This window comes from Paenibacillus camerounensis (genome assembly GCF_000723885.1).
GTDB lineage: Bacteria > Bacillota > Bacilli > Paenibacillales > Paenibacillaceae > Paenibacillus_AQ > Paenibacillus_AQ camerounensis.
The window spans coordinates 103,143-120,605 of the sequence record NZ_CCDG010000021.1 but is presented as its reverse complement, the minus strand read 5'-3'; the positions used below and the strand labels follow the sequence as shown (position 1 = coordinate 120,605).

The window sequence follows — 17,463 nt, the reverse complement described above, 5'->3', positions numbered from 1 at the left end:
AACGGTTATAAGGCACCTTCTTCAGTGCCTGCAGGCGGATACAGCAGCGGCGAATACATCATCAGCGCATGATTCTCAGCCACTGCCTCATCACCGGCCAGCTCACCGCTGCGCGTCAGCACCCGGCGCCGGATCCGGTTGCTGCGGATATAACCGCCCCATGGCTCCAGGCTGATTACATGCTCCGCTTCATAAATTTCATACTGATACAGCTGCTCATTATCACATCTCCATTCCCCATGCAGATGTGTGTCATCGAGATGCAGCTTCAACTGATAAGTATGCTCCGTATGATTGGTAAGCTGCAGATCCAGATAATTATAAGCACAGGTCGCACCGCTGCCAAAGGGCTGGGTGCGCTTCTCATCCGGGAACACATCATAGCTGTGGCGGTGACGCTCGGTCACCGTCAGCGGGGTATGCAGTGCCATCCAGTAGATCAGGTTCGACAGCTGGCATAGACCTCCGCCGGTTCCGGTGCGGAATCCGCCATAGAATAACACCATACCGTCCAGATAACCTTTACGGCGGGTCGGCTTACCGATGCTCTGCCAGTAGGAGAAGGTTTCACCCGGTCTGATCAGCAGTCCGTCAAGCCTTGCGGCAGCCAGTCTTAGGTTCGTAATTTTGTTGTACTGCAGCTGCATATCCACGTTACGAAGCTTACGGAGCAGCGGGGTTGCATGAGCGGCGGCTGTGTAAGCCAGCACCTCTGCACTGCGGGACCTTGCCCGTGTACCTGAAGCAGTCAGCCACTGCCAATATCTCGCCCAGGTGTAATACCGCTTGCCGGCAAACAGCCTCAGTCTTGAGCGGCGGATCGGCTTCATTGCCGCTTTGGCCTTACTCATGCGAAGACGATCTCATCTGCTTTGCGAAGGCTGGCAAACCTTCCGCCAAGCACCCCGTTATGGTGGCGCACGATCTCTTCCCCGCTGAAATTCGCATTATCAAAAGTACTATGTGCATCCTGTACCAGAATATTGCTGTACCCCATGCTGTAAGCGCGGCGGCAGGTTGTATCAAGACAGAATTCAGTCTGCATCCCGCAGATGACCAGCCCTGTAACACCTAATCGTTGAAGCTCCTCATGCAGCGTTGTCCGGTGAAATGCATCCCAGGTAGGCTTCTCCACAACAGATTCGCCATCCTGCGGGGTAATCCGGCTACTGATCTCCCAGGTCGGCAGGCCTTTGGTATATTCCTCATCTTCCGTATGCTGTATGTAGACAACCGGCACTCCCGCCGAGCGTGCCTTACCAAGCAGTGCAACAATGCGGTCCATCACTTGCTCCCCGTCGTAAAGGCTCATACCCGGATATGAAAACATCGCTTCCTGTACGTCAATAATCAACAGTGCCGTGGTCATTTATAATTCCTCCTTGGATTAGGTACATATGCACTACTGCTTCAATAATCCCGATCGGGGTGAAAAAACTCCCGTGCCTGTTATAACAGGCACGCGAACCCTGTTAGACTAGAAATATAAATTACATTAGGAGTGAACCGAATAGATGAAACCGTTAAATAATACTTATTATCTTGCCTTTACCTATAACATTCCTAAGGAAGCTCTGAGAGCATACAGCCAATACCTGCACACTGTTGTTCTGCCCGTCTATGACGAGCTGAAGCATTCCGGCATTACCGGCTATGAAATCTATAGGCATAGAATCACAACTGAGCAATACGGCAAATTCACTGTCTGGAACACGCTTCACTTGATACAGTTAGACAGCCGCGGACACGCTGAAGAATGCCTGCACCGGTTAACGGCCATAGAGAAATTCTCTGCCGCCGAACTGATCCGGCAAGAAGTCCTGTTCAGCACGCCGGAGAGCAACTACCCTATACCTGCTACCGGAACACGCCGCCGCTGGTTTCAGCCGCTGCAGATCGTTGAATACGTAGACGTCGCCGCAGATGCTCTGGATGAATTCCGGGAGATCATGATTCACGGCAACGGGCCGGCGATGCGCTACATTCTGGAGGAACGCAATTGGTGCCAGAGCTTCACCGCACTGGAAACCACAAACATCCTTTATCATAACGACCGTTACCCCGGCTGGAATCAGATTCATGTTATCGCGCTGCATCTGGAAGCACCATTCCTGTATAAAAAGGATTTCAACGAAGGGCTCAGAAGATCATCCGGCAATAGCTTTAAGCAGAATTTCTCGCGGCTGGAGGAAATCCGTCATATGCTGTACAAGTCGGTCAGTGTTCGGCAGAAAGGCCGCTGAACCGGGTTGCCGCCGGGCTCATCGGTCCGGCCCGGAGATTCACTTGCCCCATGATTCCCCTCCCTGTTCTGCAAATAAAATCATATTATATCACTCTTTTAATAGTATAGTAGGAATTCATAGTCGACAACCTCATTGCAGTAAAAGAGGCATGTACAGTCATCAGATGATGGTCGCACATGCCTCTTAAGTATATTACGTTATTTGCCCCGTTTGTTATGCCAGATCAGTGCATGCAGCTGCGGCAGTACTCTGGCCCGGTTCATGGCCGGGTCGGCAATGACCAGATTGAACAGCCACTCCAGCCGGCCCAGCAGGCGGGCAGAAATATCTCCCGGCTCCGTGACATCCTCGTTACCAGGCTGCAGATACATCGGAATCTCAGGATAACGCCGGTGAACATTTCGCGCATAAGCAAAGTCTTCCTCGTTAAATACAACTACCTTCAGGCTATGGGCAGCTTTGCCTGCCAGCCGCAGCTTATCGATAATGTCATCCAGCTTCTCCCAGTCTGTCACCATACCCGAGCTGGGCGGCTTTGGACTGATGGTCAGCACATCAATAGCATAGAACCAGTCCTGCCAGCGGCTGCCCTGGGTTTCGATGGCGGCCTGAATGCCGCGTTGATGAAGAAGCTTCACGAAATCAGCCATGCTCTCGCCGATCAGGGCCGGATTGCCCCCGGAGATGGTGACACAATCAAAGTTATCGCCGGCAAGCTCCAGCAGCTCATTCAAGATCGCCTCCGGCTCCATCAGCTGCACCTTATCCTTGGCTGAGCCGTCCCAGGTGAATGCGGAATCGCACCAGCCGCAGCGGTAATCACAGCCGTAAGTGCGGACGAACATCGTTTTGACGCCAATAACGGCCCCTTCCCCTTGGATCGTAGGGCCGAAGATTTCAATTACAGGAATTTTACTCACAGTCACAGCCCCCGTGCATCCTGTAGGCTGGCCCGTCCTGCGGAATATCCTCGGACAGGACCTCTGCCCAGGAGGTCGGTGTCTCCCACAGCCTCACGGAGTAAAGCGGCAGCTCCGCCAGCTTCAGCCGGTAGGCGATATAGGCAGACATATTCTCGACGGTTGTGCGGAAGCCCAGCAGCGCAACCTTAGATCCGGTCTGATTCAGCGTCTCCAGTACAGGCTCATTGCCCATGGCCAGAAAAGCATGATCCAGCCGGTCCACCAGCTGCTGCTGTACGATCGCTTTGATATCGCTGAAATCAATGACGAAGCCCTCGTCCGAATGCCCGGCCTCCGCCAGCGGCTTGCCTTTGAGCATAACCTCCAGCTTATACGTATGCCCGTGCAGATTGCTGCATTTACCTTTGTGCCCGATCAGCTGATGCGCAGAATCAAAGGTGAATATTTTGCAGACTGTTACTTCACCCCGCATTACAGCTCACCCGGCTTTCGTTCTGCCTCATACTGCTCAAGCCCGCGCTGGCGCAGCAGACATGCCGGACAGGTGCCGCAGCCGCTGCCGATAACGCCGTTATAGCAGGTCAAGGTATGCTCACGGACATAATCGAAGCGGCCGAGCTCGTCGGCCAGCTTCCAGGTTTCTTTTTTATCAAGCCACATCAGCGGAGTGTGAATGACGAATTCATAATCCATCGACAGATTAAGCGTCACATTCAGTGATTTTACGAACACGTCACGGCAGTCCGGATATCCGCTGAAGTCGGTTTGGCATACGCCAGTAATAATATTCGCATAGCCCAGCTGCTTCGCCAGAATGGCGGCAAACGACAGGAACAGCAGGTTACGTCCGTCCACGAATGTACTCGGCAGCTCTCCGTCCTCCCCGGCTTCAATGGCTATATCATCGCGGGTAAGGGCGTTGGGTGCCAGCTGATTCAGCAGTCCCAGATCAAGAATGTGCTGCTTGACGCCGAAATTAGCGGCAATTTCCTTCGCAACTTCAATCTCAGCCGCATGACGCTGGTTATAGTTAAAAGTAACGACCTGCACCTCTTCAAATTGCTGAAGTGCCCATACGAGGCATGTGGTGCTGTCTTGTCCGCCGCTGAATACGACAAGTGCTTTTTTATTCATACGATTCATCTCTCCTCCCATGCTTTCCGTTTACCGGTTGTCCACTTTCTCAGGATACAGGTCATGATTCATCAGCCGGTGCCCAGCCATATCCTCATACTTGGTACCCGGACGCCCCCAGTTGCAGTAAGGATCAATGGAGATGCCGCCGCGTGGTGTGAACTTGCCCCACACTTCAATATAACGCGGATTCATCAGAGAAATCAGGTCATTCATAATAATGTTGACACAGTCCTCATGAAAATCGCCGTGATTGCGGAAACTGAACAGGTACAGCTTAAGTGACTTGGATTCCACCATTTTGATATCGGGAATGTACGAGATGTACATCACACCGAAATCCGGCTGCCCGGTTACCGGACACAGGCTGGTGAACTCCGGACAATTGAATTTGACAAAATAATCGCGGCCGGGATGCTTGTTATCGAACGCTTCCAGCACTTCCGGATCGTATCCAAAATTATACTTGGTTCCCTGGTTACCCAGCAGGGTTACCTCCGGCATTTCCTCTTTCAGTCTGCCTTCTGACATGACAAAAAACCCCTCTCTTTTCCCCCGGCTTGCTGCCGGAACAGGAAAGAAGAACGAGATTTCGAAAACCTGGCTCTACTAAATAGTTTTTTATAGAGGGAGTTCGCGAACCTCTCCTGCGTATGAATGCAGAATTCTTCTTATGCTTGTATATTAGCGTCTTGAACTATATCATGTTTCCCCTTCCGCTGGCAAGCACATGCAACTGCTCAACGATTAGTGATAACGGGTGGATTCAATCCCGCCGAACGGGGTAACTTAGAATATAATCTCCTGCATAAAGGATGGGATCACTTATGGAACAAGCTGTACAACAGCTTAAGGATTGGTTGAATTCAGAATCAGGACAGACAGTAGTCATTACAAAGCAGGAGCTTGACGATGTCGATACCGTCCATTTCAGCCTGGAGTCGGTAGATTACCGCGGGGCTGAGGAGGTCATTGACGATTATCTTGGGGATGCCTTAATTCTCAGGGGAAGCGGAAATACGCTGAACGGCGACGGCGAGCTTGTACCGCTTCCTCAGCCGAGCTATGAAATAGCTGTCAGCGGCTTACAGCTGCATTCGGCGGAAGCCGAAAGAGCGGAGCTGCAGACAGACCGGGCTAAATACACCCTCTCCTTCGGACAGGCTTAAGGCAGCATTGTTAATTGGGCAACAAAAAGGAGGCCGCAGCACTTGTCTGCGGCCTCCTGCTCAGTCTTCCCCGATAATTCTGACTTCCGGCTCCAGCTCTATGCCGAATTTATTCTTGACCGCAGCACGGACATGATGGATCAGCCCGATGTAATCATTGGCTGTAGCATTATCCGCATTCACAATAAACCCGGCATGCTTGAGGGATACCTCTGCTCCGCCTATTCTCACGCCCTGTAGCCCGCTCTCCTGAATTAGCTGCCCGGCAAATCTGCCCGGCGGCCGTTTAAATACACTTCCGCAGGAAGGGTATTCCAGCGGCTGCTTCGACTCGCGCAGATCGGTCAGCTCATCCATCTTGGCTCTGATAACGGCCGGCTCTCCCGGCTGAAGGGCAAATCGCGCTTCCAGTACAACGTAATCTCCGCCTGCAAAAACACTGTGCCGGTAACCAAACTTCAGCTCCTCGCCCAGCAGCGTAACAAGTTCACCGTCTTTATCCCCCGCTAGTGCACTGTGCAGTACATCCTTGCCCTCACCGCCGTAAGCACCGGCATTCATATACAGCGCCCCGCCTACGGTTCCCGGTATGCCGCAGGCAAATTCCAGACCCGTCAGCTCCCGCTCAAGCGCATAATAGGATGTGTCGATAATTTTGGCGCCGCACTGGGCAACCAGCAGACCGTTCTCTATAGTCATCTTATCCAAAATAGAAGTATACAGCACAATTCCGCGGATACCGCCGTCGCGGATAATAACGTTGGATCCGTTACCCAGCACGGTTAGAGGAATGTCCTGCTCCCTGGCATAGGTAACCACACGTTGAATTTCTTCATAGCTCGCAGGCGTTGCCAGAATGTCGGCAATGCCGCCGATCTGTGTAAACACATAGGGCTTCAGCATTTCCCGGCTTCTTACCGTTCCGTCCGGAAGAAGCTGCTGCAAATCCTTTTCGATTTGGCTTATGTTCATCTTTCATGCTCCTTTATAATCAATACATGATCCGGTGATCAGCCTGATTGATGGCATCCACAACTGTAACAACGAACAGGCTCCCTTGTCAATGACGGGAGCCTGTTGCTGCAGGTGTGCTTATAGAGTTTATGCGGACATTTAATGAAATATTATTTCTATGCCTGTCCTGCTGATGCCGTTTTCCTGAACTCCGTCCGGCGTACCGCCCGTTCCTCTTCTTTCAGGCGAGGGCAGGTATAGCAGTAGCTTCCTCCTTCGGTCCGGTAATAGAGGCAGCAGCGGTTGCGCATATTCACGGTCTTATCCTGATCAGCCAGCGATTCAAGCTTGCGCACCTGGACGCGGAACGGATTTTTCTTCAAACCGAATATTTCTGCCGGTATTTCTTCACATAGATACCTGTAATCGTCCTGCAGTGTATTCAGCAAGCGCTCAGGAAGCCCCCCCGAGGTAAAGACCTCCAGGTAATAGTTGAATTTGGTAGGCAGCTGTCCCCAGATTTCTCCACCGGGTAGTCCGGTGACCCGGGACAGCATGGACAGCAGCGGAGCAGCCGTATCCCGGTAGAACCGTATCAGCTGCTCATTGCGCCATTCTCTCCGCTGCCCGGCCTCCGCCGGAGCAGGCTCAAATGACCATTCACCCAGAGAAAAGGCCACACGCCAATATCCATCGGCAGGAATGAGATGTACAGATAACTTCTGCAGACTGACGACAGGGACAGCTGAAGATACAGTGAGCGCATACTGGACTGCAAGAGCGATATTACCGAATGCTCCGGCAAAGTAGGTTGCTGCCACCTTATCATCCAGCCCTTTTATCAGCGGCCTGTAGCATTCGACAAAAACGCTCATTCCCGCTTCATCAGCCATCTCCCCGGCATTAAAGGAATACACGGTGCCTTCAGGTGTGCCGGGATGCAAATCAAACTTGCTGCTGAAGTCCTTTATCTGTTCCTGCTGCTGTACTTTTGTCATCTCATTTCCTCCTCCTGTTGCTTCCCTTAAACCTGCTTACAAACCGGCAGCCTTGTAAGCCGCCAGCTCATACGGCAGGCACAGCGGCACACCGGTCCGCGGATCGGCAACGATGTCACATTCAATCCCAAACACCTTGCGGAGCACTTCCGGTGTCATAACCTCAGCAGGAGCCCCTTCACTGATGACCGTGCCTGCTTTGATCGCCACCATATGCTGGGCATAACGGGAAGCATGGTTAAGATCATGCACGACCATAATAATGGTCCGGCCTTCCTCCTGGTTCAGCTTCTGCAGGAGCTGCAGCACTTCCAGCTGATGGGCCATATCGAGGAACGTGGTGGGCTCGTCCAGGAATAGGATTTCAGTCTGCTGGGCCAGAGCCATAGCGATCCAGGCACGCTGGCGCTGCCCGCCTGAGAGGCGGTCGATCGGACGGTCATGAAATTCCTCCATACCGGTTACTTGAATGGCATTAGCGATGATTTCACGATCTTCAGGTGTCATTGTCCCGAAGCCCTTCTGATGCGGATAACGTCCGTAGCTGACCAACTCCGATACAGTCAGCCCGTCCGGTGCGGTCGGGTTCTGCGGCAGGATTGCCAGCTGACGTGCTACTTCCTTGGTTGACAGTGTATGGATGGATTTGCCGTCCAGCATGACGCTTCCGCTCTTCGGCTTCATAATCCGGGCCATTGTCTTAAGAATGGTGGATTTACCGGACCCGTTAGCTCCGACCAGAGCGGTAATTTTCCCTGTCGGCAGTGACAGGTTCAGCTCCTTCACAATGGTTGCTTCCGCGTACCCGATACTTAGCTGCTCTGTGTTTAAACGTTCTGACATAATCCCCACTCCTCAAAAATTTTATATATTTATGCTTTGGATTTGGCTAACAAATACAAGAAATACGGGGCTCCGATAAGCGCCACCACAATACCGGTTGGAATCTCTGCAGGCTGCAGAATCCAGCGGGCAATGGTATCTGCGGTAATCAGCAGCAGAGAGCCAATCAGCGCGCAGGCGGGCAGCAGCACCTGATGCTTCGGCCCGACCAGCCTGCGGGCCAGATGAGGCGCGATCAGCCCGACGAAGCCGATGCCGCCGCTGACAGAGATGCAGGCGCCGGACAGAGCTACTGCTGCCGCCAGCAGGACGAGGCGTTCCTTCTCCACCGGCATCCCCAGCCCTGCCGAGGTTTGATCGCCTAGGTTCAGCAGGTTAAGCACCCGGGATTTGTATAAGGCAAACGGCAGAATGACGGCGATCCAGGGCAACAATGCAAGCACAAACCGCCAGTCGCCGCCCCAGATTTTACCGGCCAGCCAGATCGACACAAACTGAAAGTTCTGAGGATCAAGCCGGAGTGTCAGGATCATCTGGATGGCATAGATCCCCGCCCCCACGGCAATCCCGATCAGGATCATCCGGGTCGGTGATAATCCGTCTTCCCGCCGGTAGGATAAAAAGTAGATCAGTGCTGCGGTCAGCATAGCCCCAATGAGAGCCATCAGCGGAAGCACAAAGATGTGGCCTGCGGCTGTAGCCGGTACAAACGAAATAAAGATAATGACCGCAAAGCCGGCTCCGGCGTTAATCCCCAGTGTTGACGGCTCGGCTAGCGCATTGCGCGAGAGGCTCTGCAGGATGCAGCCGGAGACAGCGAAGCCTGCACCGACCAGCATTGAGATGACTATGCGCGGCAGCCGGAAATCAAACAGGATCAGCTTCTGCTGCCGTGTTCCATCACCCAGCAAGGTATGGACAACCTCAAGCGGCGTAAGGCGCATCAGCCCGGTATTCATGCTGACAATAAACATAACGATGATTAGAATACCCAGCAGCATAAGAATCGTTAAATGACGGCTGTGGGATACCTTCGCTGAGGCTGGCGCAATCATCCGGCTCATTACAGCTCCCCCTTCCGCTTGCTTGCCAGATAGACAAAGAACGGAACGCCTATTACAGCAATCAGAGCTCCGATCGGAGTTTCATAGGGAGCGTTAATCATCCGGGCGGCGATATCGGCAAACACGATCATCAGGCTTCCCAGTATTGCTGAACAAGGGATGATCCAGCGGTAATCTACTCCGACCAGATACCTTGTGATATGCGGAATGATCAGACCTACAAAAGCAATTGGCCCTACTGTAGAGACTGCCGCCCCCGCAAGAATTACTACAACAATCATGCCCGCTAACTGCACCAGCCTGGTCCGCTGGCCGAGTCCGGCAGCAACCTCCTGCCCCAGGCTCAGCAGTGTAATCGATCTGGACAGCAGCAATGCCGCAATGAGCGCTCCGGCAATCCAGGGTGTCATGATCTTAAGCTGGGTCCAGTTCGCTCCTCCTACTCCCCCTGCCATCCAAAACGCAATATCCTGCGACAGATTGAACAGAATAGCAACACCCTGGCTTACTGCAAGCAGCAGTGCGCTTACAGCAGCCCCGGCAAGCGTAAGCCGCAATGGGGTCAGACCGCTATGGCTGAGCGAGCCGATGCCGAATACAAGCAGGGATGCCGCCGCTGCACCGGTGAAGCAATACAGCATAATGTACATAAAAGATACTGCCGGGGCAAACGCAAAGGTCAGTGCCAGTGCGGCGCTCGCGCCTGCATTCAGTCCGAGCAAACCGGAGTCGGCCAGCGGATTGCGGGTCATGCCCTGCATAATGGCACCAGCTACTGCGAAGCAGGCACCGACGAGCGCACCTGCCAGTGCCCTGGGGATGCGCAGCTCCCATATAATCTGATGCTGCTGCAGATCCGGGTTGAACCGGAATACCGCTTCCCAAACCGTAGCCAGCCGGATATCCGCCGCTCCTACCGAAACTGACAGCGTCAGTCCGAAGAGAATAGCGCCAATGCCGAGAATGAAGATGATAGCTGCGGCAGCAGGCCTGGGCTGCAGTGGCGTTGCCGTTTCTGCATGCGGACTGCCGGATGCAGAATGTCTAGATGAGTCCATAAGTCTTCCCCTTAACGGAATAAGTTCAATTGAAATTGTTTATCACTCTACTGATATTGTTTCTCAATTATCATTATCGCAAATATATGTAAGTTGTACAAGAGTTCACGTATGATAAGGAAGTGGGCAGCCCGCTTGATGAAAGGCTAAAAAAAGGTGCAGGCTCTGTATCTGAAAGATACAAAAGCCTGCACATGTCTAAGTCAACTGATCCTGTCAAGCAGTCTTACTTCACAAGTGCGCTGACAGCATCATCAATAGTCTTGGTGTTGGCATACGCACCGCTGTACAGCCAGCTGCTCGTTGCGCTAAGCTCTGTAACCTTGCCGGCCTTCACAGAAGGGATCCCCTGCCAGATCGGCCCGTTCAGAATGTCCGATGCATCAGTCTGGTCACTGTTTACGAGAAAGATATGGTCAGCAGTCAGTTCAGCCAGCTTTTCCAGTGTAATCGGATTCCAGGTTGCTCTGGATTCTGCTGGAATGTCTGTAACCAGGTTAGGCAGCTGCAGTCCGATATCCCCGTACAGAACTGCTCCGCTCGCGCGGGTCTCGTCCACAATAAAGAAGTTCTTCTGCACAAGCCACAGAATTGCAACCGACTTCTCGCCGAAGGATGCAGTGATTTTTTCCTTGGCATCAGCTGCCTTTTGCTCATAATCGGCAATCGCTTTTTCCGCTTCCGGTGTTTTGTTCAGCAGGTCTGCAATGGTAAGCAGTGCTTTACGCCAGTCCTTGCTGATTTCATCGCCCAACACGTAGGTAGGCGCAATCTTATTCAGCTGATCATACAGTCCGTTTTGTACAGAGCCTTCTGACTGTACAATGTGGAAGTCCGGAGCGAAGCTGGTAACAGCCTCAAGCGGAAGATCAAAGCTGATTTCCGGAACATCCTTTAGCGGGTCAGACAGATAATCCTGAACGCCGCCGTTAGCGATGGACCACTGGGCAACCGGCGTTACGCCGAGCGTTACCAGATAATCCTCCAGATACGAGCCAAGCACACGCTGCGGGTTCGCCGGGACGGTAACCTCATGCCCCATGGCATCCTTAACTGTTTTTTCTGCAGCAGGTGCAGCAGTTTCAGAAGGAGCTGTTGTCGCCTCAGCAGCACCCTCAGCTGTAGCAGCCGGAGCTGCTGACGAATTTGCTGCATTTCCTCCGTTATTATTGCCGCAAGCGGATAGCAGCATGGTCATGGCCAGAAGTCCGGCCAGCGCCAGCTTCATGGATTTCTTTGTTTCTGATAAAAACATTTAATACCCCTCCTGGTTGTAGATCGCTCTGAGCTCAAAGATATATTCCTTTGTCTTAACCCCTTAAATGATATTGATTCTCATTATCTATGTCAACACAATAATTATTTTGTATAGCAAATTCCGGTTTTCTTACCATCTAAAAAGGCCGCCTCCGTCATCAACGGAAGCAGCCCCTTTTCATATTCCCTGTCTATTTATGCAGATGGTACGGTACTGTTGCAACTACAATATCCTTCTGATTCATGAGGTAAGAGCGGATGAACAGACTAGTCTGATTATGGAGAACCGCCTGCCACCAGTGCTTCGTAATAAACTGCGGTATCAGCACCGTAATATGGTCCGTTGAAGCGGTCTTCCACTCTACAGTATCAATAAACTTGACCAGCGGGCGGATGATGCTGCGGTACCGGGAACGCAGAACGATTAGGCGCACACCCGGATTCCACTCCTCCCACTTCTGCTCCATCCGGTGAATCTCCTCTTCATCAAACCCCACATATACAGCCACCACGTTATCCGTCAAGGACTTGGCATAGCTGATTGAATGAAGCACAGCACGGGTTACACCGGCTACAGGCACGACAACGGTACTACCTTTAATACACGGCTTATCGGTTGCCGGGCAAATGCGCAGCTGGTCTGCTGTGTTCATGTAATGGCGGTGAATCCGGTGGAATACGAACATGACAACCGGCAGGAAGATGAAGGCCATCCACACGCTGGAGAACTTCGTAATAATGAAGATCATAGTAATAGTGAGGGTAGTGAGCATGCCGACCGTGTTCACCGCAAACTTGTTCTGCCAGCCCTTGGGTCTTGTTTTGAACCAGTGCACCATCATCCCGAGCTGGGACAGTGTGAACGGGATAAATACGCCGACAGCGTACAGCGGAATCAGACCTTCTGTGTTTCCGTGAAAAGCAGCTACCAGCACTGCCGACAGGACGCCGAGAAAAATAATCCCGTTAGAGAAGCCCAGCCGGTCGCCGCGGACCATAAATGCATGCGGCAAATACTTGTCTTTGGCAAACATGAAGGCCAGCAGCGGGAACGCCGAGTAAGCCGTATTTGCAGCCAGGAAGAGGATAACAGCGGTAACCCCTTGAATGAAGAAGTACACACCGCCGCGGCCAAAAGTTGACTCCGCAATTTGTGACACTACTGTGGCTTTTTCATCCGGGGTAACCCCATACCAGTAAGCCAGCAGGGTGATGCCTGTGAACATCAGACCGAGGATAAGCCCCATCATCATCAGCGTTTTGGCGGCATTTTTTTCAGCCGGAGCCTTGAAGTTCGGGATCGCGTTGGAGACTGCTTCTACCCCGGTCAGCGCCGAACAGCCGGAGCTGAATGCTTTTAATAATAAGAATAGACTGACATTGGACACCGCCGAGCCGATCTCAGGTACACTGGCATGAGCGCCTGCCGTCAAGTATTTGAACACCCCTGCACCGATCAGGAAGAAGATTGAAACGACGAATAAATATACCGGGATTGCGATAAAAGAGGCCGATTCCGTAACCCCGCGCAGATTGACGATCGTTAACAATAGAATAACGGATACAGCGATAAGGACAGTGTGATCATGCAAGCCTGGAAAAGCGGATGTAATTGCATCCGTGCCCGCCGAGGCGCTAACGGCAACGGTAAGAATATAATCGACCAGCAGCGATCCGCCGGCTAACAGGCCGGTGGGTACACCGAGATTGCTTTTGGCTACGATGTAGGCTCCTCCGCCCTGCGGATAGGCAAAGATCGTCTGCCGGTAGGATAGAATGAGTATGGCCAGCAGGCCCAATACGGCAAGCGCGATTGGCAGTGAGTACCAGATGGCGGTGAAGCCCGCAGCCACCAGCACCAATAGAATTTGTTCCGTTCCGTAGGCTACAGACGAGAGCGCATCAGAAGACAGGACAGCCAGTGCCTTTACCTTGGATAACTTTTCATGATCGAGTTCGTTCGACTTCATCGGACGTCCGATCAATAGTCGTTTTACCTTGCTTACCATTGTGTAACAGTTCCTCTCTTTGTTAGTTGAACCGGTTATACCGTGCGCTGTTTTCATCGTTTTCATAGGGGGATTTTCATAAATGCAGGCACAAAAATAAGCATACGGAAATGATCCGCATGCTTCTGGCATGGTCATTATCCCACCTTTGCTTACGAGGTTAGCTGGCGGATTCGGGCTGTGGAAAGCCCTACGGTTACAGCCTTTATGGCCTGCTTCCGATTCACCCCGTCGGCCTTTCAGCCGAGTTTGGTTCCCCCGATTTCCCTGCGGAAAATTCAGCGCATATTCAACTTCTCACAAGGCTTAATGATAGTCGACAAAGCATTTCCAGTAAAGTTGTGAAACAAATGAAAAAGACATGAAAAAACATCCAAAACACGCAATTCCAAGATCGGGGATGAATGGCTCTTTCATTCTCTTGCATTATCCCTTTGTATCTTGGTTTTAACGTATTTCGGATGTTATTTGTGACAAAAAAATCATGGTTTATTATGTGCTAAAGCCTGCTGTCAGCGGTCTATTCCTCTGCCGTATCTTTGCGGCCTGTCCACAGTAAAATTGTAATCAGCGTGAAGGCGGTTAAAGCCATCAAAGGGATGGTAATAAAGCCCAATAGATTCACATAATCTACATTGCAGGGAACGCCTACCGTGCATGGAAGCACCTTGCTCAGTGCAGGAATCTTCTGCTCTGCATAGTGATAGACGGAGATGCTTCCGCCAATAATGCTTAACGGCAATACGTAAGGAATAATCTTTTTATCCCCGCGGTATGTGGCAATGCCCAGCAGAAACAGCTGCGGATACATGAAGATGCGCTGGAACCAGCATAGCTTACAAGGCTCATATTTCAATACTTCGCTCAGATATAAGCTCCCTGCAACCGCAATAATGGATACGAACCAGGCCAGATAGAGACAATGACGCCGGCAAAAGGCAGCGAACCTCATCACTGGGCAGCCGCCGCTTCGGAAGCGGCCTGAATCTGGGCATCAATAGCCTCCATATTAAAAGGCTCATTGACCATTACCCCGTTGACAAACAGCGTTGGAGTTGAAGATACGCCGGATGTCGTAGCCAGCTGTACTTCACTCTGGATCTGGCTGATATACGTTTTGTCTTCAATGTCTTTGCGGAGCAACTCGAAGTCAATTGGCAGGTTCTCTTTCTGCGCAAGTTCGACCAGGAAGTCAGCCGTAGCCCATTCCTTGTTCTCGTCGCCTTGATTCGCATAGAGAGCATCATAGTATGTCCAGAATGCATCATTGTTCTGATTATAAACCGACAAGGCTGCAAGGGCTGCCGTTGTTGAGTCAGGACCAAGGAAGGCCAGATTTACAAAGTATAGGGCTGCCTTATCCTGATTTACATATTCCTGAACAAGCTGCGGCTTGATTACACCTGCAAACTGGGCGCAAGCCGGGCATTTGTAATCGCCGAATTCCACGATTTTGACCGGTGCATCTTCACTGCCCATTCTTGACATTTCACTGTAATTGAATTCAACCGGTGCAGCTGGGGTGCCTGCTGTTGAGCTGTCTCTGCCGGCCAGCATAAATAATCCTGCAAAAATAACAGCCACCACCACGATCGTCGAAACAATCACTATCAGTGTTTTCTTCTTTTGGTTCTCCATCTGCGCTACAAGCTTCTCATTTTTGCTCTTCTGTTGAAGTGCAGCGCTTTTGCGTTTGTTTTTGCTCAAGTGAGAGTTCCTTTCTGTCCCGCGGGACCCGTTGAATATGAATCATATAATTTAAAATTATATAATTAAACTTCTCACTTTGGCAAACCTAAGCTTATCCAGCCTCCGTATTCAGCTCCAGGGAGTCCGGCTTACTAAAGTCACGGGACCCTTCACCCTCCATCTGTCCTGAATCAAGCATCAGGCTAAAAACAGCCTCAGTCCCGGCACCCGGCTCTGAGTTCATTCTAATCTGCCCGTCCATCAGCTCCACCAGCTTCCTGCAGATCGCAAGCCCAAGCCCGGTGCCGGGATACTGCCGGTTATGTGAGGCATCCAGCTGGGTAAAGGGCTGAAAGAGCAGCGGCAGCTTATCCGCCGGGATGCCAATACCGGTATCCTTGATGCGAAAAGTATATTCTCCTTTTGTGCCCTCTACAGGGCTGAACCCTACCTCAACGGTCACCCCGCCGGCAGGCGTAAATTTGACGGCATTGCCGATTAGATTCACCAAAATTTGGCGGATTCTCAGACTGTCCCCTTTTACATATTCAGGAATATCCCCTGTAACCTGCAGCTTCAGCTGCAATCCCTTTTCCTTCGCTGCCGACTCGAACAGCTCGGAACATTCCGTAAGCAGTGCCTGAAGCGGAAAAGCTTCACTGCGCAGCTGCAACCCGTCCGAAGCCAGCCTGGAGAAGTCCAGCACATCATTCACGACACTCAGCAGCGCCTGGCTGCTGTTATACTGCAGCCTCAGCAGCTCCTGCTGACCGGGTTCGGCAATGTCATCGGCAAGGAGCTGATTGATCCCGATTATGCCGTTCAGCGGTGTGCGGATCTCGTGGCTCATCGTGGTCAGGAACTCGCTTTTCATCCGGTCTGCGCCTTCTGCGGCTTCCTTGGCTTCAATCAGCTGCTGCTGAAACCGGATAAAGGGCGTAATATCCTCGGCAACCAGATATACCAGCTTCTGGTTGCCGTGAAGAAGCGGGAACACAGTTGTGCTGCAGATCATGGTTCCGCCGTTTTTTATTATTACTTCAAGCTCAATCTTGGAGGAATGGCCCGAAACTGCACGCTCTACCGCTTCCTTCAGCATGGCTTCATCCCTCGGAGTACTGAAAATTCTTTTGTAATCACCAAGCTCCTCCTTACGGTAGCCGGTTGTCTGCTGCAGGGAGGGGTTGGAGCTGATCACCTTCCGGCGCACCGGATCTATGCAGAGTACCATATCAGGGCTGGAGTCAAACAAGGCTGTATACCGCTGTTCATTGAAGCTGGCCGAGAAAAGGATACGCTGCCGGTCCCTGTACAGCAGTATCAGTACCGCCATAACTATGAATAAAAAGGAAACAGCCAGTACCATTGCCAGCAGGAAATCAGGCAGAAGCGGGACTGTGCCGCTGTAATTAAAGATTCCTGAAGCTGAGAATTCTGCCCCGTTCATTGCTGCGTAATGAGATCCGCTCAGGCCGGCAGTAAGCACGAGCACCAGCAGCACCTTTTTTAGTGTTAACATATTGTACGGCCCTGCAATCCAGCGCGGATGATACAAACAGACAACCGCCGGAACAATCAATGCCAAGCCGAAGGAGAACAGGATAGAGAGCAGGCTCTGCTCATAATTCCCGAAAAATTTCATCGACAGAATGCCGCAATAATGCATAATCTGAATCCCGGCGCTAAAAAGAACACCGCCGAATCCCAAAAACAGCCGATTGCGGGTGTACGGGCTGCTGAGCAGCAAAAATAGCGCATATGAGGCCGCTACCGGTACAATCAGGGACAATAGCAGCAAAGGAAAATCGTAAGCGACGCTAATATCAGTCCGCATTGCCCGCATCCCGATAAAGTGCATGCTCCACATTCCCGTGCCAAGCAAAACAGACAGCAGCAGAATAAATTTATGTCCCCTGTTCTCGCGGATCAGCCGCTCGGCTAGATCCAACGCTGAGAAGCAGGACAACAGCGCTATAATAACAGAAAAGAGCACCAGCAGGTCACGGTAATGATCCGGATGTTGCAGCATGCGCTCCTCCCCTTTCTTTTTTAAAAATTGTACAAATCATGTATTTACCCTACCTTTACCCTCCAAGAAACGTCACGAACCTGCTAAAAT

At 51.7% G+C, this 17,463-nt stretch carries 18 protein-coding genes and 2 riboswitches; of the genes, 2 read left to right on the top strand and 16 right to left on the bottom strand.

Annotation, left to right across the window (positions count from 1 at the left end; genetic code table 11):
* Window positions 1-5: 5 nt before the first annotated feature.
* Together BN3772_RS08490 and BN3772_RS08485 are read right to left on the bottom strand one after the other, a co-directional pair.
* Complete coding sequence (locus BN3772_RS08490) at window positions 6-851, bottom strand: VanW family protein (protein ID WP_244444699.1); 846 nt, start codon at window positions 849-851, stop codon at window positions 6-8.
* Window positions 848-1,369, bottom strand: coding sequence for a cysteine hydrolase family protein (locus BN3772_RS08485; protein WP_042177177.1), 522 nt, complete (start codon window positions 1,367-1,369; stop codon window positions 848-850). Before BN3772_RS08485 ends, BN3772_RS08490 begins: the two co-directional genes overlap by 4 nt.
* 145 nt (window positions 1,370-1,514) lie before the next feature.
* Between BN3772_RS08485 and BN3772_RS08480 the strand changes: the two genes are divergently transcribed.
* Window positions 1,515-2,243, top strand: a complete 729-nt coding sequence (locus BN3772_RS08480; protein ID WP_042198704.1) for a hypothetical protein — start codon at window positions 1,515-1,517, stop codon at window positions 2,241-2,243.
* Between the two features lie 200 nt (window positions 2,244-2,443).
* On the opposite strand, the gene queE is transcribed toward BN3772_RS08480, so the two are convergent.
* The 4 genes from queE to queF are packed head-to-tail and all read right to left on the bottom strand — an operon-like array spanning window position 2,444 to window position 4,834.
* Entirely contained in the window at window positions 2,444-3,166 is a 723-nt protein-coding gene (gene queE / locus BN3772_RS08475) for a 7-carboxy-7-deazaguanine synthase QueE (protein WP_042198701.1), read from the bottom strand.
* The gene (locus tag BN3772_RS08470; protein ID WP_042198699.1) at window positions 3,159-3,641 is read right to left on the bottom strand and encodes a 6-pyruvoyl trahydropterin synthase family protein; all 483 of its coding nucleotides are present in this window, start codon (window positions 3,639-3,641) and stop codon (window positions 3,159-3,161) included. The genes queE and BN3772_RS08470 overlap by 8 nt, the downstream gene beginning before the upstream one ends.
* A complete protein-coding gene (gene queC, locus BN3772_RS08465; RefSeq protein ID WP_042198697.1) occupies window positions 3,641-4,303 on the bottom strand; it encodes a 7-cyano-7-deazaguanine synthase QueC in 663 nt (220 codons plus the stop codon). The genes BN3772_RS08470 and queC overlap by 1 nt, the downstream gene beginning before the upstream one ends.
* Before the next feature lie 30 nt (window positions 4,304-4,333).
* Window positions 4,334-4,834 carry a preQ(1) synthase gene (gene queF, locus BN3772_RS08460; protein ID WP_042198695.1) on the bottom strand — a complete coding sequence of 167 codons (501 nt, stop codon included), beginning with the start codon at window positions 4,832-4,834 and terminating at the stop codon, window positions 4,334-4,336.
* A gap of 76 nt (window positions 4,835-4,910) precedes the next feature.
* Window positions 4,911-4,954: riboswitch (PreQ1 riboswitch) on the bottom strand.
* A gap of 176 nt (window positions 4,955-5,130) precedes the next feature.
* Between queF and ymzB the strand changes: the two genes are divergently transcribed.
* Complete coding sequence (gene ymzB, locus BN3772_RS08455; protein WP_042198692.1) at window positions 5,131-5,472, top strand: protein YmzB; 342 nt, start codon at window positions 5,131-5,133, stop codon at window positions 5,470-5,472.
* 60 nt (window positions 5,473-5,532) lie between these two features.
* Here ymzB and murB read toward each other — a convergent pair whose 3' ends face one another.
* From murB to BN3772_RS08405, 10 genes are all read right to left on the bottom strand, one after another.
* Window positions 5,533-6,444, bottom strand: coding sequence for a UDP-N-acetylmuramate dehydrogenase (gene murB, locus BN3772_RS08450; RefSeq protein ID WP_042198690.1), 912 nt, complete (start codon window positions 6,442-6,444; stop codon window positions 5,533-5,535).
* A gap of 158 nt (window positions 6,445-6,602) precedes the next feature.
* Window positions 6,603-7,424 carry a (2Fe-2S)-binding protein gene (locus BN3772_RS08445; protein WP_042198688.1) on the bottom strand — a complete coding sequence of 274 codons (822 nt, stop codon included), beginning with the start codon at window positions 7,422-7,424 and terminating at the stop codon, window positions 6,603-6,605.
* A 36-nt stretch (window positions 7,425-7,460) separates the two neighbouring features.
* Window positions 7,461-8,267 carry an ABC transporter ATP-binding protein gene (locus BN3772_RS08440; protein ID WP_042198686.1) on the bottom strand — a complete coding sequence of 269 codons (807 nt, stop codon included), beginning with the start codon at window positions 8,265-8,267 and terminating at the stop codon, window positions 7,461-7,463.
* Between the two features lie 29 nt (window positions 8,268-8,296).
* Entirely contained in the window at window positions 8,297-9,322 is a 1,026-nt protein-coding gene (locus BN3772_RS08435) for a FecCD family ABC transporter permease (protein ID WP_425280427.1), read from the bottom strand.
* 8 nt (window positions 9,323-9,330) lie between these two features.
* Window positions 9,331-10,389, bottom strand: a complete 1,059-nt coding sequence (locus BN3772_RS08430) for a FecCD family ABC transporter permease (RefSeq protein WP_042198681.1) — start codon at window positions 10,387-10,389, stop codon at window positions 9,331-9,333.
* Between the two features lie 226 nt (window positions 10,390-10,615).
* On the bottom strand, window positions 10,616-11,644 hold the full coding sequence (locus BN3772_RS08425) for an ABC transporter substrate-binding protein (RefSeq protein WP_042198678.1): 1,029 nt from the start codon (window positions 11,642-11,644) through the stop codon (window positions 10,616-10,618).
* Between the two features lie 193 nt (window positions 11,645-11,837).
* The gene (locus tag BN3772_RS08420) at window positions 11,838-13,655 is read right to left on the bottom strand and encodes an APC family permease (RefSeq protein WP_042198674.1); all 1,818 of its coding nucleotides are present in this window, start codon (window positions 13,653-13,655) and stop codon (window positions 11,838-11,840) included.
* Window positions 13,656-13,789: 134 nt separating this feature from the next.
* A riboswitch (cyclic di-AMP (ydaO/yuaA leader) is annotated at window positions 13,790-13,949 on the bottom strand.
* Window positions 13,950-14,175: 226 nt separating this feature from the next.
* Window positions 14,176-14,607: a disulfide oxidoreductase gene (locus tag BN3772_RS08415; RefSeq protein WP_042198672.1), complete on the bottom strand. Its 432-nt coding sequence runs from the start codon at window positions 14,605-14,607 to the stop codon at window positions 14,176-14,178.
* Window positions 14,607-15,362, bottom strand: a complete 756-nt coding sequence (locus tag BN3772_RS08410; protein WP_042198670.1) for a DsbA family protein — start codon at window positions 15,360-15,362, stop codon at window positions 14,607-14,609. The genes BN3772_RS08415 and BN3772_RS08410 overlap by 1 nt, the downstream gene beginning before the upstream one ends.
* A gap of 94 nt (window positions 15,363-15,456) precedes the next feature.
* Complete coding sequence (locus BN3772_RS08405; RefSeq protein ID WP_052380424.1) at window positions 15,457-17,373, bottom strand: ATP-binding protein; 1,917 nt, start codon at window positions 17,371-17,373, stop codon at window positions 15,457-15,459.
* Between the last annotated feature and the right edge of the window lie 90 nt (window positions 17,374-17,463).

Coding starts and splice junctions, on each gene's coding strand:
- BN3772_RS08490 (WP_244444699.1), bottom strand. CDS start 851: ATGAGTAAGGCCAAAGCGGCAATGAAGCCGATCCGCCGCTCAAGACTG.
- BN3772_RS08485 (WP_042177177.1), bottom strand. CDS start 1,369: ATGACCACGGCACTGTTGATTATTGACGTACAGGAAGCGATGTTTTCA.
- BN3772_RS08480 (WP_042198704.1), top strand. CDS start 1,515: ATGAAACCGTTAAATAATACTTATTATCTTGCCTTTACCTATAACATT.
- BN3772_RS08470 (WP_042198699.1), bottom strand. CDS start 3,641: ATGCGGGGTGAAGTAACAGTCTGCAAAATATTCACCTTTGATTCTGCG.
- queC (WP_042198697.1), bottom strand. CDS start 4,303: ATGAATAAAAAAGCACTTGTCGTATTCAGCGGCGGACAAGACAGCACC.
- queF (WP_042198695.1), bottom strand. CDS start 4,834: ATGTCAGAAGGCAGACTGAAAGAGGAAATGCCGGAGGTAACCCTGCTG.
- ymzB (WP_042198692.1), top strand. CDS start 5,131: ATGGAACAAGCTGTACAACAGCTTAAGGATTGGTTGAATTCAGAATCA.
- murB (WP_042198690.1), bottom strand. CDS start 6,444: ATGAACATAAGCCAAATCGAAAAGGATTTGCAGCAGCTTCTTCCGGAC.
- BN3772_RS08445 (WP_042198688.1), bottom strand. CDS start 7,424: ATGACAAAAGTACAGCAGCAGGAACAGATAAAGGACTTCAGCAGCAAG.
- BN3772_RS08440 (WP_042198686.1), bottom strand. CDS start 8,267: ATGTCAGAACGTTTAAACACAGAGCAGCTAAGTATCGGGTACGCGGAA.
- BN3772_RS08435 (WP_425280427.1), bottom strand. CDS start 9,322: ATGATTGCGCCAGCCTCAGCGAAGGTATCCCACAGCCGTCATTTAACG.
- BN3772_RS08430 (WP_042198681.1), bottom strand. CDS start 10,389: ATGGACTCATCTAGACATTCTGCATCCGGCAGTCCGCATGCAGAAACG.
- BN3772_RS08425 (WP_042198678.1), bottom strand. CDS start 11,644: ATGTTTTTATCAGAAACAAAGAAATCCATGAAGCTGGCGCTGGCCGGA.
- BN3772_RS08420 (WP_042198674.1), bottom strand. CDS start 13,655: ATGGTAAGCAAGGTAAAACGACTATTGATCGGACGTCCGATGAAGTCG.
- BN3772_RS08415 (WP_042198672.1), bottom strand. CDS start 14,607: ATGAGGTTCGCTGCCTTTTGCCGGCGTCATTGTCTCTATCTGGCCTGG.
- BN3772_RS08405 (WP_052380424.1), bottom strand. CDS start 17,373: ATGCTGCAACATCCGGATCATTACCGTGACCTGCTGGTGCTCTTTTCT.